Origin of the sequence: Larkinella punicea, from assembly GCF_003334855.1 — a bacterium.
Lineage (GTDB): Bacteria > Bacteroidota > Bacteroidia > Cytophagales > Spirosomataceae > Larkinella > Larkinella punicea.
This window is the reverse complement of record NZ_QOWE01000014.1, coordinates 180,279-201,380: the sequence shown is the minus strand read 5'-3', so window position 1 is coordinate 201,380 and position 21,102 is coordinate 180,279. Positions and strand designations below refer to the sequence as shown.

Below are 21,102 nucleotides of genomic sequence, written 5' to 3'. Positions count from 1 at the left end.
CACCAGAAAGAAGTCCCGCACTAGTACCATTATCTCCCGGTCAAATTCAGTCAGTTAGGCGTTTAATTCGTAGATCGCAATCTGCTGGATTGTACAGTTATTCAACCATGCAAAAATTCGGGCGTCAGCAGGGATCTCTTTACCGCACTCCCCGCCTGGCGATCAACACCAAAGTCCAAGTACCGACTACCCCGATAAAAATCCAGATCACCCGGCTGATGCGTTTCTCCATCGGCTTCCAGGCGTTATGCTGAGCCTGTAAATCTTTCTGAACACTCGCTTGTACCGGATCGTAATAATGGGTTGTGTCCGTCGGTGGAACGGTATCTGGCTGGGCGAAAGCGAGGGCGGAGTAAAGGAGCAGCGTCTTCATACTGCTTAGACGCCCCGGTGCGGGTAAAGTCACCTCGGATATTTGCGGTGCGCTGGAGAACACGAAAAATGAAAAGGTTACTGACTAACCGTGTAGGAAGTGTAGAAAGTGCAGGTCAGAAGAAAATATTTTTTGCCCGGATCAATTCTAGTCGATAAGGATCAAGAAAGTCCGAGATTTTACCAACTCGTACCGATAAGGTTTCAGTGAGGGTGGCTGTAACTTGCGGGAAACCAATAAATATATGAAAATCGGATCAATACGAAAATTGCGGAGTCAAACGCTGCCCTTGACGAATTACATGACGGTATCAAACCTTCCACAGCCAATTAACTACGTGTATCGACGCGGGCGGCTGTTCGGTGTGAATGCTTACGGGCGAATCGTTGAGAACCTGACCCGGTAGTACCGGGCGGGTCTCCCCGGCTCAAAGTGTGTCGCCGGACGTACTTCGCTTGTGCAGTCGTTGCGCTTGCATAGCGTGAAACTCTTTCCCGGTTGAGGTCACAAACCCGTCACGGTTCAATTGCTTCGCTATCTCTGCAAACGTCTTACCCTGACTCCGCAGATGGGCTACCATAGCAGACGCCCGCCGGTTGTTCTGATTGTCCGCTGCCTTCCTTTTAATCGACGCTACGCCCTTCGCCTGGGCCTCGCTGGTCAGATTCTCTGGTTTACCCAGTACCGCGCCCTGTTGCTGTTTTACGGCCAATGCTGATTTGGTCCGGCTGCTGATCAATTCGCGCTCGTGCTGCGCCAGCGTCGCAAAGATGCCGATTGTGAGCGTATTGGCATCCGGCATATCAACACATAGGAAGTTAACACCCGAGTCCCTCAGTGTGAAGATAAAGGCTGCATTCCGGCTTAACCGGTCGAGCTTCGCAATGATCAAAACCGCGTCGTTCTTTTTGGCCGCAGCAATCGCTAAAACTAGCTGCTCCCGCTGGTTCTTCTTTCCGCTCTCTACTTCGGTGAACTCTGCAACAATCGGAGAGTCACGAACGAAGCCGCGGACTGAATCCCGCTGCGACTCCAGACCAAGACCCGATTTACCCTGTCCGACCGTTGAAACCCGGTAGTAAGCGATGTACTTCTGAATGCCGTCAGTGGTGATAGCTGTCTTCTTTGCCATGACTTAGCCTACTTTTCAAACACTAAGGATGTGACACAACTCTGTTCGTAACAGGAAGTAATAGAGCTTACCAGCCTATAGTTCCTGTTATACTCTATAGCAATTCTTCGGTTTATCTCTTTATGGCTTAACGCCACATGCTTAATAGTGACAACCTCAGGTATAACGTTCTGAGATTGTCCATGACTTTTGGTACAGGACTGAATCAGACCGGCCGTAATGACAACAGCAACCACTAGTAGTTTCTTCATTGTAAGCCCGTCATGCCGATGGCGCAGCATTAGAAGTCAATTCATTCATGCCTCTTTCGCATTTCTGGCTGTGCGGTTTGGCTACTTAAAAGTACGCAAAAAGTACATTTATAACAAATGTTAAACGTGCGTTCAAGATTTGTTATAGAGCGATACGGTGAACGTACGTACATTTAACTCGCTGATTTATACGTACATTATCCGTAAAAATCGCTATCTTTAGTAACAAACCATGCCAATATAACTAGTATGAAAGACAGCCGATTAGACCTGAAAATTAGCAGCAAACTGAAAGCCGCATTTGTAGCCGCATGCGAAGAGCGCGAGATTAGCGTATCCGACGCAGTACGGGATTTAATTGCAAAAAGTGTAAGAAACTACAAATTAGGCAAAGGAAAGTCCGGAGAAGAGGAAAATTAAATCGTCAACAATATCGTCAACAAAGAAAAACGCAACTAGCTAAGTTGTTGATTATTAGCTAATTGCGTTAGTAGTTCGTGGGCCCACTTGGAATCGAACCAAGCACCTACTGATTATGAGTCAGTTGCTCTAACCGAATGAGCTATAGGCCCGCACCGGAAAACCGGGGCTCCGACCCTAAGGGCAAAGCATCTGCAAATATACAAAAATCGACTTCCGCTTCAAATCGTAACCACAAAAGTCGCCCGATTGGATTGTCTGATGGTGTCGTGCAACACTCTACTCCATTTTGGCGTATATTTGTCTGAAAACCGGTTCCATTCCATTTGGCTTCCCAGAACAAAAAAAAAATCCTGAATGACCCCGTCTACGGGTTTATCACCATCCCGAACGAGTTGACGTTCGATCTGGTCGAACACCCGTATTTTCAGCGGCTCCGCCGGATCAAGCAACTGGGGCTGTCGGAACTGGTGTATCCCGGCGCCCTGCACACCCGGTTTCACCATGCCCTGGGTGCCATGCACCTGATGGGGCAGGCCATTCAGACCCTGCGCGGCAAAGGCCACCGGATTTCGGAACCGGAATGCGATGCCGCCCAAATCGCCATTCTGCTGCACGACATTGGCCACGGCCCATTTTCCCACGTTCTGGAATACACCATCCTGCAAGGCATTCCGCACGAGCGGCTGTCGCTGCTGCTGATGGAAGAACTGAACCGGCAATTCCGTGGTGGCCTGTCGATCGCCATTCAGATGTTCGAGGGAACCTATCCCCGGCCGTTTTTTCACCAGTTGATTTCCAGTCAGTTGGATATGGATCGGATGGATTACCTCAACCGCGACTGTTTCTACACGGGCGTGGCCGAAGGCACCATCGGCGCGGATCGCATCATCAAAATGCTCGACCTCGTCGACGACCATCTGGTGGTGGAAGCCAAGGGGATTCTGAGCATCGAAAATTTTCTGAGTTCCCGGCGGCTGATGTACTGGCAGGTGTATCTGCACAAAACGTCGCTCTGCGCTGAGTCGATGCTGGTGCAGATTATCCGACGGGCGCGGTTTTTGCTGACACAAACGGAGCCGGGTCAGGACCGCGAAACGGCGGTGTTTACGACCCCGGCCCTGCACACGTTTCTGTCAAAACCGATCACGATGGAAGACTTTCAACAGAATCCGGACTACCTGAACGCGTTTACGCAACTGGACGATTACGACATCTGGACGTCGGTTAAATTCTGGAGCCAACACCCCGACCGGGTTTTGTCTACGCTTTGCCAGATGCTGCTCGACCGGCGGCTGTTTAAAATTATTCTGTCAGACCAGCCTTTTGCCGGGGATCTGGTGCGCGAAATTGAGCAGCAATTGCTGGAAGCCGGAATTCAGCAGGACGAATTGTCCTATTTTCTGGTCGAAGGCGTTGCCACTAATTCCGCCTATTTACCGTCTATCGATAATATAAATATCAAGCTGAAAGATGATCGTATTATTGACATTGCCGATGCGTCCGATCTGCCCGGTATTAAAGCCCTGACCAATATGGTCAGGCGATACTACCTCTGCTGGGCGAAAAACCTGACCCGGCAACCGGTTCGGTTGGTATAGTTCAATTTGTTCTCTACCTTAGCGGCACAAATATCCGAGTCTTACATAGCCCCAACGACGACGACGTCAACTCTATGGAATTTACAGTGAAGCAGATTGCTGCCCTGCTCGGCGGTACAGTTGATGGGAATGAATCTCTGAAAATCAGTCAACTGTCCAAAATAGAAGAGGGTAAGGAAGGCAGCATCTCTTTTTTAGCGAATCTGAAATACGAACAGTATCTGTATACAACAGCCGCGTCAGCCGTCATTGTCAATCGGTCTTTTCAACCCCGGCAACCCGTTCAGGCGACCTTAATTTTCGTAGATAACTCCTATTCCGCTTTTACCAAGTTACTGGAGCAGGTAAACCGGCTCCAGCCCACAGAAAAAATTGGCGTGGAGCAGCCCTCCTTTATGGCCGAAACCAGCCGGATTGGCGACCGTGCCTACCGCGGGGCGTTTTCGTACATTGGAGAAAATTGCCTGATTGGCAGCAATGTCAAAATATACCCACAGGCCTATATTGGCAACAACGTCACCATTGGTGACAATACGATCATTCATGCCGGTGCACGAATCGTCGACAATACCGTAATTGGTCAGAATTGCGTCATCAAACCGAATGCGGTGATTGGCAGCGAAGGCTTCGGATTTGCCCCCGAACCCGACGGAAGCTACCGGGCGATTCCGCAGTTGGGCAACGTTATTATTGAAGACAATGTCAGCATTGGGGCCAACACCACCATCGATTGCGCCACGGTGGGTTCCACCATCATCCGGAAAGGCGTCAAGCTGGACAACCTGATTCAGGTGGGACACAACGTTGAAATTGGCCGAAACACGGTTATTGCGGCCCAGTGTGGCATTGCCGGTTCCGCTAAAATTGGCGAAAACTGCGTCATCGGCGGACAAAGCGGCATCACCGGTCACATCGTTCTGGCCAACCGCACGAAAGTGGGGGGGCGGTCGGGTGTTACCAAATCCGTGAAAGAGGAGGGATTGTCGCTCAATGGCATGCCCGCTTTCGATGTCAAAGACAGCTTGCGATCGGCCCTTGTTTTTCAACGGTTGCCGTCACTCGAAAAACGCATCGGGGTGTTAGAAAATAAACTAAACAATCAGTAGTTACAAACGAACGGTTTTCTACGGAATGTCCGTTATGAAGTGACGATAATAGTCTTCTGGTCAGAAGCTTACGGAATGAATACCAAACAGCAAACAATTCAAAAATCGGTATCGGTCTCAGGTGTGGGGTTGCATACAGGCGTTACGGCAACGATGACGTTCCTGCCCGCACCCGCCCATCACGGTTACAAGTTTCAACGCGTCGATTTGCCGGGTCAGCCGATTGTCGATGCGGATGTCGATAATGTGGTCGATCTGTCCCGCGGCACCACCCTGGAGCAAAACGGCGCGCGGATTCATACCGTCGAACATGCCCTGGCCTCGCTGGTCGGGTTGCAACTCGATAACATTCTGATTCAGCTCGACGGCCCCGAACCGCCCATCATGGACGGCAGCTCGATCAAGTTCATCGAAGCCTTGCAGGATGCCGGTATTGAAGAACAGAATGCGTACCGTAACTACTTCGAAATCAACGAATACGTTCATTACAAGAATTCCGAAAAAGACATTGAAATTGCCGCTCTGCCGCTCAACGATTACCGGCTCACCGTCATGGTGGACTACAATTCGCGGGTCATCACGAGCCAGCATGCGTTTCTGAACGACATCAGCCAGTTTTCGTCGCAGATCGCGATGTGCCGAACCTTTGTGTTTCTGCACGAACTGGAAATGCTCTACAAACAGAACCTGATCAAGGGCGGTGATCTGACCAACGCCATCGTCATTGTGGATCGGGATGTGCGCGAAGGCGAGCTGGATTACCTGGCCGACCTGCTGAACAAACCCAAAGTTAGCGTCAACAAAAAGGAGGGCATTCTGAATAACCTCGATCTGCATTACCCGAATGAAATGGCCCGCCATAAGCTGCTCGACCTCGTCGGCGACCTGGCGCTGGTGGGGCGGCCCATCAAAGCGCAGATTCTGGCGGCCCGGCCCGGCCACGCGGCCAATGTGGCTTTTGCCAAGAAGATCAAGAAATTGATGCAGAAAAATGCCGCGAACACGAGCCCGGCCTACGACCCGACTCAACCGCCGGTGTATGATTTTCATAAAATCGCCAGTCTGCTCCCACACCGCTACCCGTTCCAGATGATCGACAAAATCATCGCGCTGGACGAGAGCAGCGTGGTTGGGGTGAAGAATGTAACCATGAATGAGCAATATTTCATGGGGCATTTTCCGGGAAATCCGGTCATGCCGGGCGTATTGCAACTCGAGTCGATGGCCCAAACCGGCGGAATTCTGGTGCTGAGCACCGTTCCGGATCCGGAAAACTACTGGCCCTACCTGATCGGTATCGAAAATTGCCGTTTTCGCCGGAATGTCGTTCCGGGCGACACGCTGATTTTTCGTTGTGAATTTATCTCGCCCATGAAGCGGGGGATCGTCAAAATGTCCGGTCGGGGATACGTCGCCGGGCAACTTGTCTGCGAAGCCGAAATGATCGCCAGTCTTGTTAAGAAAAAATAGGTTTAAGGTTTGAAGTTCAAAGTTTAAGGACGCGTTTCATTTCAACGCCCCACTTTAAACCGAAAACGTTAAACCGAAAACGTTAAACCACGAAGTTTAATGATTCAACCACTTGCATACATCCATCCTGATTCCAAAATTGCTCAAAACGTTGTTATCGAGCCATTTGCAATCATCCATAAAGATGTCGAAATCGGTGAAGGAACATGGATCGGCTCCCATGCCGTCATAAATGAGGGCGCCCGCATTGGCAAAAACTGCCGGATTTATCCGGGGGTCGTCATCTCTGCCATTCCCCAGGATCTGAAATTCAAGGGCGAATATACGCTCACCTTTGTGGGCGATAATACCACCATTCGGGAGTATGCCACGGTGAGCCGGGGAACCGAAGAACACCGCCGGACCGAAATTGGCAGCGATTGCCTGATCATGGCCTATGCGCACGTTGCGCACGATTGCCGGATCGGGAACCACTGCCTCATTGGCAATACAGTCCAGATGGCGGGCCATGTTCAACTCGGCGACTGGGCCATCATCAGCGCGTTCAGTGCCGTACACCAGTTTGCCAAAATCGGGATTCATTCCTTCATTTCGGGTGGTTCGCTGGTTCGGAAAGACGTTCCGCCGTTTTCGAAAGCGGCCCGTGAACCGATTACCTACGCCGGGATCAACTCGGTGGGGCTGCGTCGGCGCGGATATACCAACGAGCAAATCAACCAGATTCAGGAAATTTACCGGTATGTTTACCTGCGTGGGTTGAACAATGCCGAAGCCCTCACCCGCATCGACCTGGAACTACCTCCTTCCGACGAACGCGACGAAATCGTCAACTTCATCCGCAACTCCGAACGCGGCATCATGAAAGGCCCGTCGGGGCGGGAAGTGGGAGAATGATAAAATTATGAATGATGAACGATGAATGGGCCGACGCACTTAATTCATCGTTCATCATTCATCACCGCGCGGGCGGCCCCGTCATCATTCCTATGCAAATCACCACCGAACGACTCAGCAAGCGCTTCCGGCGCGAGTGGATTTTCCGGAACGTTGATCTGACGATGCGGGCCGGAAACAGCTACACCTTCGTCGGCCCCAACGGCAGTGGGAAATCGACCCTGCTCCAGACCCTCGCCGGCGTTTTGCCCGCTTCGGAAGGCACCATTCAGTATACGGTTCAGGAAAAACCGCTCGAAATTGACGACTGGTTCCGTCACCTGGTGGTAGCAGCTCCCTACCTCGAATTGATTGAAGAATTGACGCTCCTTGAATTGCTGACGTTCCACCAGGCCTTCAAACCGTTCAAAAACCAGCTTACACCCGACCAGCTTTGCGAACTGATGTACCTGAGCCACGCCCGAAACAAGGAAATCAAGGCGTTTTCGTCGGGGATGAAACAACGCGTGAAACTGGGGCTGGCGTTTTACTCCGAAGCCGCCATCGTGATACTGGACGAGCCCACCTCCAACCTCGACAAACAGGGCGTCGCCTGGTACCGGGAGCGCGTCCGGCTGCTTTCCGACCAACTGGTCTTGATCGGCTCCAACCAACCCGACGAATACGATTTCTGCCCCAACGTCATCGACATCAGCCGCTGGAAGTAATTTTTCGGGCTTCCTCAAGGATAGGACTTACGTCTGATAATTTTATTATACTTTCGCTTTCTGCCCCTAAATCCCCTAAAGGGGACTTGGACGCAGCTTAATCCGGATGCTAAAGTCCCCTTTAGGGGATTTAGGGGCAGAAAGCGAAAGTCCTATAGGATTTAATTGTCCCTCAAAACGACTTTTCAGGAACATACAGTTGCAACTCTTCGCGTCGTTATGGAGTCATGGTTACTAAGAGGAGAGAGGATAGATTAAAGAAGAAAGAAGGCTCTATACCGGTTTTATCTCTGATCTCTTGTCTAACCTCTTTCCTCTAAAATGATTATCTTGAAATCCTTTACTGATGTCGCCGGTTTATGTGCAGAACGTTTACTTTCGCTTTGTTTTTCGTGCTTTTGGGACTGCTGTCTTCCGCCTTCGCTGAAGCTCCGGGCGGGGCTGTACGGTTTGTGCAGAACAAAGGCCAGTGGTCGCCGGAAGTGCTGTTCCGCGCCGAATTACCGGGCGGTTTTCTGTTCCTGAAAAAGCAGTCGCTCCACTACGTTTTTTACGATACCGAAACCCTGGATCGTCTTCACTCGGGGCCGGTTAATCAGACTGCCGCCCGAACCGCAGCGCCCCCCGAACGCGCCGAACCGCTGGTAAATGCCCACGGTGTGGATGTACAACTGCAAAACAGCTTGCCCACGGCCCAAATTGAAAGCAAAAACCGCGTTTCTGAACACCATAACTATTTTCTGGGAAATGATGCCAACCGCTGGGCGAGTGCCGTTCCGGCTTTTGGCGAAATCATTTACCACGACATTTATCCCGGTATAGACCTGCGTCTGTTTGCCTATTACCAGACCATGAAATACGAGTTTCTGGTAAAACCGGGTGCCGATCCGTCGGTGATCCGGCTGCGGTATGACGGGGCGTCGTCGGTTCGTTCGGAAAAGGGACAATTGGTAATTGAAACCAGCCTCTTGCCCTTTCGGGAAGAAAAACCGTATTCGTTTACCGAAAAAAACAACAAAACCACGGAGGTTCCGGCCGACTGGGTGCTGGAAGATAAAACCGCCACGTTTCGTTTTCCGAATGGCTACGACAAACAGCAACCGCTCACCATTGACCCAACCCTGATCTTTTCAACCTATTCCGGTTCGGTCAGCGACAACTGGGGGCATACAGCTACTTACGATAACGATGGCAACCTCTATACCGCCGGAACCGTGTACGGAACCAGTTTTGTGCCCACCACCGGCGCGTTTCAAACCCGGTATGGGGCCGAAATGGATGTGGCGATTATGAAATTCAGTCCGGACGGGAAGCAATTGCTGTATGCAACCTACCTGGGCGGAGCGACCGGAGAAACGCCTAACAGTCTAATTGTGAACAGTAAAAACGAGCTGTTAATTTACGGAGTCACTTCGTCGGCCAATTTTCCGACGACCGCATCGGCCTACAGCCGGAAGTTTGCGGGCGGTACGGGGTATATTCCCATCGGGAATGGGTTGCCCGAACCGGGCAGTCTTTTCGGAACCATCTACTTCCGAACCGGAACCGATTTGTTTTTAGCCAACCTCAGCACCGACGGCCGGACCTTGAAAAGCAGTACGTACGTCGGCGGTTCGGCCAACGACGGCATCAACGTGGCCGATCAGTATCTGGGCATCTACAATTATGGCGACGACCTGCGGGGTGAAATCATGGTCGATAAAAACGACAATGTCTACGTGGCCACGGTTTCGTTTTCCGCTGATTTTCCGGTGACCGCCAACGCTCCGCAACCCAGGCTCAATGGCCCGGCCGATGCGGTTTTGCTGCAACTGAGTCCGGATTTAAGCCAGTTGCGTTGGAGTACCTATTTCGGCGGAAGTGGGTACGACGTCGCCTATGCGTTGCGAATCGGCGCGTCGGGGTCGTTGTACGCCGTTGGAACAACCCGAAGTGCGGATTTGCCGGGTATGGCCGGAGCCTTTAAACCCGCCATCGGTGGTCGGGAAGACGGTTTTCTGGTCAAATTTACGAATAATCAGCTCGAACGCAGCACTTATTTAGGCACCACCGCCGACGATGCGGCCTATCTGATCGACCTCGACCCGCAGGAAAATCCGCACGTTTTCGGACTAACCCGGGGGACGTATGCGGTGACGGACAGTGTTTACCAGAACGCCCGAGGCAGTCAGTTCATTCACGCGCTCGACCCCACGCTGTCGAAAACCATCTTTTCAACCGTGATCGGCTCCGGTCGGGTAGGGCCGGATATTTCGCCAACGGCTTTTCTGGTGAACGAATGCGGTAACATTTATTTGTCGGGCTGGGGCGGCAACGTGAACATCCGGAGTGCCAACGTCAACAGCAGTACGCGTGGGTTGCCCGTTACGGCGGATGCCTTCCGACGGACGACCGATGGCAGTAATTTCTGGCTGGCGTTGCTGGAGCAGGGCGGAAAATCGCTTTTGTATGCCACCTATTTCGGCAGTGAAAATCCGGTCGGGCGTGGTGATCACGTCGACGGCGGAACCAGCCGTTTTGACAAAAGCGGGGTCATTTACCACGCGGCCTGTGCCTGCGGAGGAACGACTTTTCCGGCAACGGCCCAGGTGTGGTCGACAACCAACAAAAGCCCCAACTGCAATAATGCGGCCTTCAAATTTGACATCGACCGACTGAAAGCCACCTTCGATGCCTATCAGGGAACGCAGAAAGACGTCATTCAGGGATGTACGCCGTTGACACTCAACTTTGTCAACACCAGCGAAGGCGGTATTACCTACGCGTGGGATTTTGGCGATACCGGCACCTCGACCAATCCGGCGCAGGTGAGTCACACGTTCGATAAACCGGGGGAATACACGGTTACGCTGACAGCCTATAACCGCCTGACCTGCAAGCGGGTCGATGTCGCCAAAAAGGTGATTAAAGTGTTTCCCGCCAATTTCAAGATCAGCAAAGACACCACGATTTGTCCGGGGCAATCGGTTCAACTGCTGGCGGAGGGTGGAGCCACCTACGCCTGGACGCCCACGCAGGGAATGACCACGGCGACGGTGGGCAATCCGGTGGTGAATCCCACCCAAACCACCACCTATTCCGTGAAGATCACGAACGAAAATGGGTGTTCGACCACCAAAAATGTGACGATTACCACCGACGATTCCTTCCGGCCCGTTGCCGAGGTGCGGCTCAGTTCGGAATGCGGGCGGCCCATGAAAGTGGAACTGGTCAACAAAACCACGGGAGCCACCGGCCTGGCGTGGGCGATGGGCAATGGTGACACGTTGCGGACTAATTCGCCCGAACCATATCAATATCCGCAATCCGGGCAGTATGAAATTACGGTGACATCCTCCAAAAACGGCTGCAGTCTGGCGCTCAACCTGCCGGTCATCATCGAGAATATGAGTGAGGTTCCGAACGTCGTAACGGCCAATAACGACGGGAAAAACGATGTGTTCAACGTGGGATTCACGGGGGCAAAGCTGGAGATTTTTAACCGCTGGGGCAAACTGATTTACCGCAGTGAAAATTATACGAACACCTGGGGGAATGAGGCACCGGGCGGCCTGTATTATTACCTGCTGACGACGCAGCGGGGAACGCAGTGCAAGGGGTGGGTCGAAGTGTTGGAGTAAAACCGTTACCTTACCCGGCAGAGACCACGGTTTTGACGATATCCTGTACGGTATAAAAAACCATACCATCGGCGTATGCCTCCAGTACGTCGGCGCGGGTGTAGCCCCAGGCAACGCCACCGAAGGCAATACCGGCTCCTTTCGCAGCTTCCAGATCCCGAATTTCATCGCCGACGCAAAGTGCTTCGCGGGGCTGAACGCCAACCTTCACCAGGGCTTTTCGGAATTTGTGCTGCTTCCCGAACAGCGAGCTGCCACAGCCGTAGTGGGTGATGAGGGCTGCGGTTTCGGGGCCCAGCACCCGGCGGATGTTCTCTTCCGAATTTGAACTGACGATGGCCAGCCGGACACCCTGATTCGATAACTGCTTTAACAGATCAGGAACACCCTCAAACAACGGAATTTGCGCAATGTCTTTGCCCATCTGCCGAATAAAGGCATTGGCAATGAGCGGTATTTTCCAGGCGGGTAGCCTGGCGTTTTTCATCAATTGCCGGGCGTCCATGCCCCGGAGTTGATCGACATTTTCAGGATCGATGGGTGGAAAATGATAGGTTTCCGCCAGCACGTTTACCGTTTTTAAAAAATAGGGGAACGAGTCGGCCAGCGTACCATCGAAATCGAAAATAACCAGCTTGTAGTTCATAGTAATCGTTGTTTTACTTGCCGATTTAAACGCCTGAAAGGCACTTTGGATGGGAACTTGTTCGAGAGAAACGCCCAAAGGTCAGGCCGATAAGCGGTTTTTCCATCCATCATCCCCCAACTTTTTTTCTTAGGACTTTCTCTTTCTGCCCTAAAGGGGACTTTTAGCATCCGAGTTAAGCTGCGTCCAAGTCCCCTTTAGGGGATTTAGGGGCAAAAGCGAAAGTCCTAAGAATGATCAAATATAATTCCTACTACTAAAAACTTTTTTTCAAAACCGCGTAGGGGGAGCGCTTCCGACGCGGGTCATAGCGGCATACAACAGCAAATACATTCACAAATCGCTATGACAACCATGAAATTATCCACCATTCTTTCCGCTTTTTTTCTTTTCGCCCTGGTGTCGCTGACCTCCTGCGACTTTGAACACGTCGGCCCTTACGAAGAGGACGACCGCTCGTTTGGTCTGACCAACTTCGACCGGCTCGACATGGGCAGTGCTTTCAACATCAGCGTTGAACAAGGCAGCAACTTTAGCATCGAAGCCCGCGGAAACAGCCGGGATCTCGATGATCTCGACATCTATACCCGCGCCGGTACGCTGTACGCCCGCTATCGCAATGGCTCATCGCGCAACCGGCGGTACGACATGAACATCACCATTACGATGCCAAGCCTGCGGGGCGTCGATTTTTCCGGCGCTTCACGGTCCGACATTACCGGTTTTCAGGGCCTGCGGGATTTCGACATCCGGCTGACGGGTGCATCCCGTTCAACGGTCGACATCGATGCCGACCGGACCAACATCGACCTGTCGGGCGCATCGGACCTCGACCTTCGGGGCGCGAGTGGCTTGCTGATCGGCGAACTGTCGGGAGCCAGCAAGGTGGAAGCCTTCGATTATCCGGTCGATGAAGCCGAACTGGATTTGTCAGGAGCCAGCACGGCCCGCGTCCGGGTATCGAAACTACTCGAGGTAAAAGCCAGTGGCGCCAGCAGCGTGCGGTATCGGGGCACACCTGAGGTAAAAACCAATATATCGGGGTCAAGCACCGTGCGCAAGGACTGAGGTTCTTTAAACTAGACAAACGCCGTCATCTGCTCACCGGATGACGGCGTTTGTGGTTTCAGGCAGTTCGCTGTTTCCGGTATTCGGTGGGGGCTATTTCCCGGTGTTTGCTGAAAAATTTGGTCAGGTGAGCAGTATCGGAAAAACCCAGTTCGTTGGCTATCTCCTTGACACTGAACGAACTGTATTGCAGCCGGTTTTCAATCAACGTCAGGCGATACCGGGCCACGTAGTCCCGCAACGAGACACCGGTTTTGGTTTTGAAAAATTCGCTGAGGTAGGTTTCGGACAGATGAAACGTTTGGGCCAGGTGACTGATCTGGATGCGGTCAGGCTGGTAAATATTCTCGTGAATGTACTGGAGAATTCCCGCGATTTTGTCCTGATACCCCGCGGTTTCAGCCCCTTTCACCGTCAGGTGGTTTTTGATGAGCGACAACACCGCGTGCGTTAAAAAGAAGATTAGTTCACTGGTTTCACGTTGGCTTTTCTGCCATTCCCTGCCAATGAGTCGCATTAGCGAATCCATGGTTTCCCGGTCAAAACAGGGTTCGGTGATGGCCGGATTTTTCTGTATGGCATGAACCAGAAAACCGTCGATGTAGCGGTTCCAACTCGTCTGAACCTGCGTATCACCAGACCCTTTCAGGTAGATCTGGATGAATTTGACGATCGTGAATTCGGTTTCTTCGTGAATGTCAAAAACGTGAACATCCGAAGGCCCCAGCAAAAATAAATTTCCCGCTTCGTAAGGCTGCGTGATCCCGTTCAGCCGGTGGTAGCCCCGCCCTTTGTGGACAAAGGTAATTTCGTACTGCGTGTGGCCGTGTTCGGGCAGGGGCCAGACCTCCGCAGTGAAAACCGCCACGTCGATCAACCGGTGTTGAATGCATTTGATCATCCCCCAAAGGTACAAGCATCTCCCCCGGATTTACAAGGGATCATTGCCGGAACGACGGTACTTTTGTGTCGAACTTTAAACAACAATTCTCATGAGTACCTATGCATTTGCTTTTCTGACAGCCCGGCTCACAGTGGCCGCCAGTTTCATCGGGCATGGCGTGGTTCGTTTGCCTAAACTGCTGGCCTTCAGTGACTGGATGGTTGGGCTATTTAGCAAAACCATCCTCCCGGATTTCATCGTCCGCCCTTTCAGCCTGGCCGTTCCGGTTATTGAACTGGTGTTGGGCCTTATGCTTTTGGTGGGCTTGCTCACCCGGGCTAGCCTGATCGCATCCACCTTGCTTCTGCTGTCGCTGATCTTTGGCTCGAATCTGGTAGAGCAGTGGGACTGGATTACGTCGCAGATGATTTATGGCCTGTTTTTCGTCTTCCTGTTTACGCACCTGGAACACAACGACTGGGCGCTGGACAACGTCTTGCGAAAAACCGGGTACGACACAAAGCCGGGTCGAGTGAGGCCGGAAGCTTACAGGTCTGAAGCAGTTTAGGATTAAATAGGAATAGAATACTAAATGTAAAATGATGAATGTTAAATGTAAAAGTGCTGGATTGAGAACCACTTTTACATTTAACATTCATCATTTTACATTTAGTATTCCCTTTCAATATAGATTAAAAGAAAGGGGATTTAATCCTTAAGAGATTCTCAGTCAACGGCCTGCGCCACTTCAAGTTCCTGCGGTTTTTTCGGTTTTACCTTTTTTCCGGTAAACCGGGCCATAATCCGATCGACTACCAGATACATCGACGGAACGATCAGCAACGTCAAAATCAGCGACGACGTCAGACCGCCGATGATGACCCACGCCATCCCGTTTTTGGTTTCGGCACCGGCACCACTGGCCAGCGCAATCGGCAGCATCCCCAGAATCATCGCCAGCGTCGTCATCAGAATCGGGCGCAACCGCTCTTTCCCGGCTTCGATCAGGGCGTCGACCACATCGTGCCCTTCGGCCTTCAACTGGTTCGTAAAGTCAACAATCAGAATGGCGTTTTTGGCCACCAGACCCAGCAGCATGATCATCCCGACAATCGAGAAAACCGTCAGACTTTCCATCGTCAGGGCCAGTGCCAGCAAGGCTCCCACCAGCGCCACCGGAATGGAGAACAGGACGACGAACGGATAAACCACGCTTTCGTAGAGCGCCACCATGATGAAATACACCAGCAGAATGGCAATCATCAACGCCAGTCCGAGGCTACCAAACGCGTCGGATTGTTGCTGCAACTGACCCAGATACTGAATCGAAACGCCTTCCGGCAGCTTCACGTTCGCCATTTTGGTTTGAATATCTGTCCCAACCGTTCCCACCGGACGACCCACCACCTGGGCATTAACCGTTACCGAAGAAAGCCGGTCGATGCGTTCCAGAACGCTTTCTCCGATTTGCTCCTGCACCTGAGCGAACTGCGAGAGTTCAAACGTTTTGCCCTGGTTGTTGACAAACGTCAAACGGCTGATGTCTTCCGGTTTGGTGCGATCGAACTGATCCAGGCTGATGAGAATATCATATTCATTCCCCTTTTGCTTGAACTTCGACAGGTCGTTACCCCGGAATGCATTCTGCAACGCAATCCCGACTTCCGATGCATTGATTCCCAATTGGGCCATTTTATCCCGGTCGAGATTAACCGTTACTTCCGGTTTTGGGTCTTTTACCGAATACTTCACATCCTGCGTGCCCGGCACCGACTGGGTCACTTCCTTCACCTGCGCAGCGGCTTTTCGGATGTCGGCCAGGTTCGTTCCCTTCACGGCAATCTGAATCGGCGCCTGCGAAGCCCCAACGAGGCCCACCGGAACAACCGTTACTTTCACGCCCGGAATTTTTCCAACTTCTTCTTTCAGCAATTGACCGAAGCCCTCGGTCGATATGGTGCGCAGTTTTTTATCAATCAGTTTTACGTTCAAATCGGCAACGTTGCTGTTCGACGCCGTGGCAATTCCGCTGCTGGTATACCCCACGTTGGTGAACACATTGGTCACTTCGGGGTGCTTCATAATTATTTGCTCCGCCCGTTGCGCCAGGGCGTTAGTCTGATAAATCGAAGCCGTTGGTGCCAGTTCGATCTGAACGTTCATTTCGCCCTGATCACTGGCCGGCATGAAAGCCCCACCGATAAAACCGGCGGGTACTAAGGCAATGGAACCCACCAGCAAGGCAAAAATACCGATGAACACGTAGCGTTTGTGGCCCAGTACCCAGACCAGAATCCGACCATAAGCGGCCGTCAGCCGGTCGATCAGGCTTTCGAAACCGAGGTTCAGACGTCCCCACAAAGAGCTTTTGCTCAATACTTCAATTTTGCCGAAGCGCGATGCCAGCAAAGGCGTCAGCGTAAAGGAGACGAGCAAACTCATCAGCGTCGAGAAAACCACCACCAGCGCAAATTCCCGCAGGATGTTCCCGATCAAACCGCCGGTCATGGCCAATGGAACGAACACCACGACGTCCACCAGCGTAATCGCTAAAGCGGTGAAGCCAATTTCACTCCGTCCGTCCAAAGCCGCCGTCCGTTTGTCTTTCCCCATTTCGAGGTGGCGGTTGATGTTTTCCAACACCACAATCGAGTCATCGACCAGAATACCGACTACCAGCGACAAGGCCATCAGTGTCATCAGGTTCAGCGAAAAACCCATGATGTACATGAGCGCAAACGTCGGAATCATCGACGATGGCAGGGCCACCAGCACGAACATGGCCGAGCGGAAACTGTGCAGAAAGAGCAGCATCACCACCGAAACAATCAGGATCGCCAGTCCCATATCGAAAACGACGGCATTGGCCGACGCCAGGGTGTAGATCGACTGATCGGAGGCAATGTTGAATTTCAGCTTGAACTTGCTGTGCTGCTTTTCCAGTTGCGTCAGCTTGACCTGCGTCAACTGGCTGACTGATACCGCATTGGCATCCGACTGTTTCTGAATTTGCAACCCGATGGCCGGCAGGGCATTGATGTGGTTGATGGCGGTCGGTTTGGTGGTTGCGTCCACCACTTCGGCCAGATCCTTGAGCAACACCTGGCTGCCGTTGGTTTTGCGGACAATGATCAACTCGCGCAGGCGGTTGGTCGTTTCGACGGAAGCATCAAAACGAATCGAATACTGCGATTCCCGCGTTTCCAACTGACCGGCCGGATAGCTGGTATTGGCCGCGTTGATGGCCTGCGAAACCTGACCAATCGACACGCCGTAGGCACGGAGTTTTTCGGGGTTGACGTTCACCTGAATTTCGCGCTCGTTCCCGCCGATGACGTTGACCTGACCCACGCCGGACACGTTCGACAACTGCGGTTTGATATCATTGTCGATCAGATCGTACAGGGCCGTCGGTGACATATCGGCTGTAACCCCCATCCGCAAAACCGGGATTTCGTCGGTCGAGAATTTGTTCAGAATCGGGCGGTCAGCTTCGTCGGGCAGCAGGTTGACAATCTGCTCCACTTTCCGCTGCGCATCCTGTTGAGCCAGGGTGGTGCTGATGCCGTTTTTAAGCTGAATAATCACAATGGAGGCCCCTTCCTGCGAGGTTGAGGTCATACGATCCAGCCCTTCCAGCGACGATAGCGCGTCTTCAATGCGCTTGGTCACGTTGGTTTCCACCTCATCGGCGGAGGCTCCCCGGTAGGTCGTGGCCACGCTGATGACGTTGGCTTCGAACTTCGGCAACAGGTTGTAAGACAGTTGCTTGTAACTCAGCGCCCCAAACAGGATGAGTACAATAAAAATGGTGATTACCAGCAACGGCCGTTTGACCGCTATTTCGGATATGGACATTTCGGTAGTGGTTTGCGTATCCGCGGAGTGAAGCCGTGGGTACGGTATATTATTTTGTAATCTGTACGGTTTTGCCGTCGCTCAGGTTCAGTTGACCCGTCGTTACCACCTGATCACCAGCGGATAAGCCACTCAGCACTTCAATGGAATCGTCGAATTCCCGGCCTACTTTGATGACGCGTTTCTGTACGGTATTGCCATTCACCACATAGACGTACGGATTCTTGATGCTCTCGACCAGGGCCATGCGCGGAATTTGCAGGGCTTTCTGGTTGGATTTTTGCGAGAAATCAACGTTCACAAACGTTCCGGCTTTCAGTCCACCGGCGTTGTCGATGGTAATTTCAACCGGGTAATTGTGTTCTTCGGTCCCCTGCGGAGCGATGTACGAAATGCGGCCGTTGAAGGTTTTTCCCGGAAACACATCCGCCGACACGCGAACCGTCTGGCCTTCGCGCAACCGGTACACGTCACTTTCGTTGACCGGCACCTGCACTTTCAGCCGAGCCACGTCCAAAACCGTTCCCAACACCGTTCCGACGGTGATGTATTCGCCCGGTTCGATGTTTTTCTTCACAATTCGGCCGCTGATCGGCGCTTTCACGTTGGCATCCGCAATCTGCTTCTGAATCTGCTCGGCCTGATTGACGGCGTTTTCGTAGTTGTATTTTGTCTCATTCAACTGAATTTCGGTGGTTGCATTGCCCGCCAGCAGGGTGGTATACCGCGTCACGTCTTTTTTTAGTTTTTCGATGTTCAGCCGGGTGGCTTCCAGCGACAGTTCTTTCAGTTTGTTATCCAGTTGCACCAGCGTCGCGCCCTGCCGGATCGAAGAGCCCAGATCAAAATTCACCTGCGTCACTTTTCCCGCAGTGGTGGCCGTGATGTCGGCTTCCTTGAACGGGATCAGATTGCCGGTTTTGACCAGTTGCTGGCTAACGGTTCCTTCTGCAACCGGTGCAACAGTCACCGGAATGGCGATGTTGGTGTTAGTCGGCATCTGGTTTTTTTCATCGATCGTCTTCTTGTTGGCGGCCAGCCGGAAGCCGATGAGCGAGGTAACGGCCAGAACAGCGATTACAACGATAATGGTGGTCTTTTTCATTTTAGTCGGTTGTATGTAGCAATCAGAGCTGGTTATAGAAAGTTAACAACGTGCCTTGCGATTGTTCCAAATCGAGTCGGGCCTGGTAGAAATTAATGAGCGAATTGATGTAGTTTGACTGGGCCTGCCGGTAGGAATTGTCGGCGTTGATCAAATCTGTCAGCGGTTTGGTTCCCTGCTTATACTGTAAGGTCGTAATGTTGTAGACCTCCTGCGCCAACTTCACGGTGCGTTCGTCGTTTTCGGCGTTCAGTTTTGCTTTCTGAATTTGCGATTGGGCGTTGCTGAACTGGAGTTGATACGAAGCCGTATTCAGTCGTTGCTGTTCTTCCTGTGTCAGCACGGTTAATTTCGCCTGTTGCACCTGCGCATCGCGCTGGAATCCGTCGAAAATCGGCACGTTCAAGCGAAGTCCAATGCTGCCATACCCGATAAAATTCTTGAAGGCATTGTCGAATTGATTCGCGAAGTTCAGCGTACCGTAATTGGCCGTGAAATTAAGTGAAGGCATATAACCGGCCCGGGTCCGCTGGAGTTGCAGCCGTTGCAGTGCCAGGTTCGTCTCAGCCTGTTGAAACGTTACCAGATTTTTGGCGTCGAACTGGGTTTGTTCCACCACGGGAGCCACTTTCATCAGCAACGAATCCGACACCGTCAGCGGCTGATCCTGCGATAAGCCCATTTGGTATTTCAGCCGGTTCAGCGCCAGGTTGACATCGTTCTCGGCCAGCGATAGTTGCGAACGGGTGTTGTTGTAACTCACTTCCGTATTCGTATAATCCACGGGTTGAATCACGCCGTTATCCCGCTGCAGTTTCAGAATGTTCAGGACCTGCTGCGTCCGTTCCAGGTTGTCTTTTAAAAGGGCGATCTGCTGCTGGGAAATGAAGACCTGGTAGTAATTGCTCGTGATGTTGTAAATAACGTCTTCGCGGGTTTGCCGGTTGTTGAGGTCGGCCAGTTGCTGATTCGGTTTATTCGCCTTGAGACCGAGCAGTAAAGCTTTGTCGTAAAGCGGCTGAGTGAGCTGAGCGGAAACGTTGTTCTGGTATTTTTGACCGAAGGTCAGCCGGATTGGTTCGGGCGACAGTGGCCCCGCCGGGATAATGGACGTTTGCAACTTGACGTTATCCGTAAATGTCGCTGAACCCGACACTTGTGGTAAATAAAGCCCCAACGCCTGACGAGCCTGCTGGTGGGCCGTTTCAACCTGATAGCCAGCGATTTTTACGGTTCCAAAATGCTGGAGACCGTAATCAATGCACTGTTTCAGCGACCAGTTCGTCTGCGCCAAACCGGGCAGCGAAGCGGTTAATGAGAGGGATAAAAAGAGAGCAACGATCTTTTTCATAATTGGTAATAAACGAAGAAAAACTTATATTGTTGATAGGTCTACTGTTGATATGTCAACAATATGGATAAATAAAAAATCAACTTTCAACCAAAGCCGTCAACTTCCGGAGGAGTTTGAGCAGCGTATCGACCTCTTCCGGGTCAAGCTGGCTCCGCACTTCTTCGTCCTGCCTTTTGGCCGCTTCGATAATCTGATCGATAATCATCTTGCCGGCCGGGGTCAACTGAATCAGGTTCTTACGCCGATCGATGCTGTCCGGGGTAATTCGGAGGTAGCCGTCGCGTTCCAGGGTGCGAATAGAGCGTTGAATGCCTGATTTGTCCTTCTGTAACGCATTGGCAATGTCCTGTTGTGAAAGCAAGCCATCGGGGGCAAAGTTGACGACAAAAAGCACCGGAAGTTGTTCATACTGGAGCGTAAAACCGGCTTTTGCCAAATCCCGGTTGGCCTTCTTGGCAACCTGATGTAAAAAGTGGTTTACGTTAAATACCACAAACCCACCCATCTGATTGAATATCTTTTCCCGTATACTGGTTTCTTCTTGCGTGATCATGGTCACAAACTTATAATAGGTTGATATGTCAACCAAATTTTTACAAAAAAAGTTTTGTATT

Annotated in this window: 17 protein-coding genes and 1 tRNA gene; 9 read left to right on the top strand and 9 right to left on the bottom strand. The window is 51.9% G+C overall.

Translation table 11 applies throughout. The features are described from left to right. Window positions 1-139 precede the first annotated feature (139 nt). Window positions 140-373 carry a hypothetical protein gene (locus DUE52_RS17965; RefSeq protein ID WP_114407414.1) on the bottom strand — a complete coding sequence of 78 codons (234 nt, stop codon included), beginning with the start codon at window positions 371-373 and terminating at the stop codon, window positions 140-142. Window positions 374-800: 427 nt separating this feature from the next. Then, window positions 801-1,505: a recombinase family protein gene (locus tag DUE52_RS17960; protein ID WP_114407413.1), complete on the bottom strand. Its 705-nt coding sequence runs from the start codon at window positions 1,503-1,505 to the stop codon at window positions 801-803. A gap of 500 nt (window positions 1,506-2,005) precedes the next feature. On the opposite strand from DUE52_RS17960, the gene DUE52_RS32450 reads away from it, so the two are divergent. Continuing rightward, window positions 2,006-2,176: a hypothetical protein gene (locus DUE52_RS32450; protein ID WP_165840965.1), complete on the top strand. Its 171-nt coding sequence runs from the start codon at window positions 2,006-2,008 to the stop codon at window positions 2,174-2,176. Between the two features lie 78 nt (window positions 2,177-2,254). Here the strand turns inward: DUE52_RS32450 and DUE52_RS17955 are convergent. After that, a tRNA-Ile gene (locus tag DUE52_RS17955) sits at window positions 2,255-2,328 on the bottom strand. Between the two features lie 174 nt (window positions 2,329-2,502). On the opposite strand from DUE52_RS17955, the gene DUE52_RS17950 reads away from it, so the two are divergent. From DUE52_RS17950 to DUE52_RS17925, 6 genes are all read left to right on the top strand, one after another. After that, complete coding sequence (locus DUE52_RS17950; RefSeq protein ID WP_114407412.1) at window positions 2,503-3,777, top strand: HD domain-containing protein; 1,275 nt, start codon at window positions 2,503-2,505, stop codon at window positions 3,775-3,777. Window positions 3,778-3,851: 74 nt separating this feature from the next. Further along, complete coding sequence (gene lpxD / locus DUE52_RS17945; protein WP_114407411.1) at window positions 3,852-4,883, top strand: UDP-3-O-(3-hydroxymyristoyl)glucosamine N-acyltransferase; 1,032 nt, start codon at window positions 3,852-3,854, stop codon at window positions 4,881-4,883. Between the two features lie 75 nt (window positions 4,884-4,958). Next, window positions 4,959-6,353: a bifunctional UDP-3-O-[3-hydroxymyristoyl] N-acetylglucosamine deacetylase/3-hydroxyacyl-ACP dehydratase gene (locus DUE52_RS17940; RefSeq protein WP_114407410.1), complete on the top strand. Its 1,395-nt coding sequence runs from the start codon at window positions 4,959-4,961 to the stop codon at window positions 6,351-6,353. A 99-nt stretch (window positions 6,354-6,452) separates the two neighbouring features. Next, entirely contained in the window at window positions 6,453-7,247 is a 795-nt protein-coding gene (gene lpxA / locus DUE52_RS17935) for an acyl-ACP--UDP-N-acetylglucosamine O-acyltransferase (RefSeq protein WP_114407409.1), read from the top strand. Between the two features lie 92 nt (window positions 7,248-7,339). Continuing rightward, entirely contained in the window at window positions 7,340-7,954 is a 615-nt protein-coding gene (locus DUE52_RS17930) for an ABC transporter ATP-binding protein (protein WP_114407459.1), read from the top strand. Between the two features lie 392 nt (window positions 7,955-8,346). Continuing rightward, window positions 8,347-11,574 (top strand): DUF7948 domain-containing protein, encoded by a 3,228-nt coding sequence (locus tag DUE52_RS17925; RefSeq protein ID WP_229312215.1) that lies wholly within the window; start codon window positions 8,347-8,349, stop codon window positions 11,572-11,574. Window positions 11,575-11,584: 10 nt separating this feature from the next. On the opposite strand, the gene DUE52_RS17920 is transcribed toward DUE52_RS17925, so the two are convergent. Beyond that, the gene (locus DUE52_RS17920; protein WP_114407458.1) at window positions 11,585-12,220 is read right to left on the bottom strand and encodes an HAD-IA family hydrolase; all 636 of its coding nucleotides are present in this window, start codon (window positions 12,218-12,220) and stop codon (window positions 11,585-11,587) included. A 354-nt stretch (window positions 12,221-12,574) separates the two neighbouring features. Here DUE52_RS17920 and DUE52_RS17915 point away from each other — a divergent pair, with 354 nt between their 5' ends. Beyond that, window positions 12,575-13,288, top strand: a complete 714-nt coding sequence (locus DUE52_RS17915; RefSeq protein WP_114407457.1) for a head GIN domain-containing protein — start codon at window positions 12,575-12,577, stop codon at window positions 13,286-13,288. A gap of 58 nt (window positions 13,289-13,346) precedes the next feature. Here DUE52_RS17915 and DUE52_RS17910 read toward each other — a convergent pair whose 3' ends face one another. Then, a complete protein-coding gene (locus tag DUE52_RS17910) occupies window positions 13,347-14,189 on the bottom strand; it encodes a helix-turn-helix domain-containing protein (RefSeq protein ID WP_114407407.1) in 843 nt (280 codons plus the stop codon). A 91-nt stretch (window positions 14,190-14,280) separates the two neighbouring features. Here DUE52_RS17910 and DUE52_RS17905 point away from each other — a divergent pair, with 91 nt between their 5' ends. Further along, the gene (locus tag DUE52_RS17905) at window positions 14,281-14,739 is read left to right on the top strand and encodes a MauE/DoxX family redox-associated membrane protein (RefSeq protein WP_114407406.1); all 459 of its coding nucleotides are present in this window, start codon (window positions 14,281-14,283) and stop codon (window positions 14,737-14,739) included. A 158-nt stretch (window positions 14,740-14,897) separates the two neighbouring features. Here the strand turns inward: DUE52_RS17905 and DUE52_RS17900 are convergent, their stop codons facing one another. From DUE52_RS17900 to DUE52_RS17885, 4 genes are all read right to left on the bottom strand, one after another. Continuing rightward, window positions 14,898-18,029 carry an efflux RND transporter permease subunit gene (locus tag DUE52_RS17900; RefSeq protein ID WP_114407405.1) on the bottom strand — a complete coding sequence of 1,044 codons (3,132 nt, stop codon included), beginning with the start codon at window positions 18,027-18,029 and terminating at the stop codon, window positions 14,898-14,900. 49 nt (window positions 18,030-18,078) lie between these two features. Beyond that, the gene (locus DUE52_RS17895) at window positions 18,079-19,134 is read right to left on the bottom strand and encodes an efflux RND transporter periplasmic adaptor subunit (RefSeq protein ID WP_114407404.1); all 1,056 of its coding nucleotides are present in this window, start codon (window positions 19,132-19,134) and stop codon (window positions 18,079-18,081) included. A gap of 22 nt (window positions 19,135-19,156) precedes the next feature. Further along, window positions 19,157-20,485 carry a TolC family protein gene (locus DUE52_RS17890; protein WP_114407403.1) on the bottom strand — a complete coding sequence of 443 codons (1,329 nt, stop codon included), beginning with the start codon at window positions 20,483-20,485 and terminating at the stop codon, window positions 19,157-19,159. A 79-nt stretch (window positions 20,486-20,564) separates the two neighbouring features. Next, window positions 20,565-21,041: a MarR family winged helix-turn-helix transcriptional regulator gene (locus DUE52_RS17885; RefSeq protein ID WP_114407456.1), complete on the bottom strand. Its 477-nt coding sequence runs from the start codon at window positions 21,039-21,041 to the stop codon at window positions 20,565-20,567. Between the last annotated feature and the right edge of the window lie 61 nt (window positions 21,042-21,102).

Bases quoted from the DNA above. Each gene is read 5' to 3' on its own strand.
- DUE52_RS17965 (WP_114407414.1), bottom strand. From the start codon at position 373: ATGAAGACGCTGCTCCTTTACTCCGCCCTCGCTTTCGCCCAGCCAGAT.
- DUE52_RS17960 (WP_114407413.1), bottom strand. From the start codon at position 1,505: ATGGCAAAGAAGACAGCTATCACCACTGACGGCATTCAGAAGTACATC.
- DUE52_RS32450 (WP_165840965.1), top strand. From the start codon at position 2,006: ATGAAAGACAGCCGATTAGACCTGAAAATTAGCAGCAAACTGAAAGCC.
- lpxD (WP_114407411.1), top strand. From the start codon at position 3,852: ATGGAATTTACAGTGAAGCAGATTGCTGCCCTGCTCGGCGGTACAGTT.
- DUE52_RS17940 (WP_114407410.1), top strand. From the start codon at position 4,959: ATGAATACCAAACAGCAAACAATTCAAAAATCGGTATCGGTCTCAGGT.
- lpxA (WP_114407409.1), top strand. From the start codon at position 6,453: ATGATTCAACCACTTGCATACATCCATCCTGATTCCAAAATTGCTCAA.
- DUE52_RS17930 (WP_114407459.1), top strand. From the start codon at position 7,340: ATGCAAATCACCACCGAACGACTCAGCAAGCGCTTCCGGCGCGAGTGG.
- DUE52_RS17920 (WP_114407458.1), bottom strand. From the start codon at position 12,220: ATGAACTACAAGCTGGTTATTTTCGATTTCGATGGTACGCTGGCCGAC.
- DUE52_RS17915 (WP_114407457.1), top strand. From the start codon at position 12,575: ATGAAATTATCCACCATTCTTTCCGCTTTTTTTCTTTTCGCCCTGGTG.
- DUE52_RS17910 (WP_114407407.1), bottom strand. From the start codon at position 14,189: ATGATCAAATGCATTCAACACCGGTTGATCGACGTGGCGGTTTTCACT.
- DUE52_RS17905 (WP_114407406.1), top strand. From the start codon at position 14,281: ATGAGTACCTATGCATTTGCTTTTCTGACAGCCCGGCTCACAGTGGCC.
- DUE52_RS17900 (WP_114407405.1), bottom strand. From the start codon at position 18,029: ATGTCCATATCCGAAATAGCGGTCAAACGGCCGTTGCTGGTAATCACC.
- DUE52_RS17895 (WP_114407404.1), bottom strand. From the start codon at position 19,134: ATGAAAAAGACCACCATTATCGTTGTAATCGCTGTTCTGGCCGTTACC.
- DUE52_RS17890 (WP_114407403.1), bottom strand. From the start codon at position 20,485: ATGAAAAAGATCGTTGCTCTCTTTTTATCCCTCTCATTAACCGCTTCG.
- DUE52_RS17885 (WP_114407456.1), bottom strand. From the start codon at position 21,041: ATGATCACGCAAGAAGAAACCAGTATACGGGAAAAGATATTCAATCAG.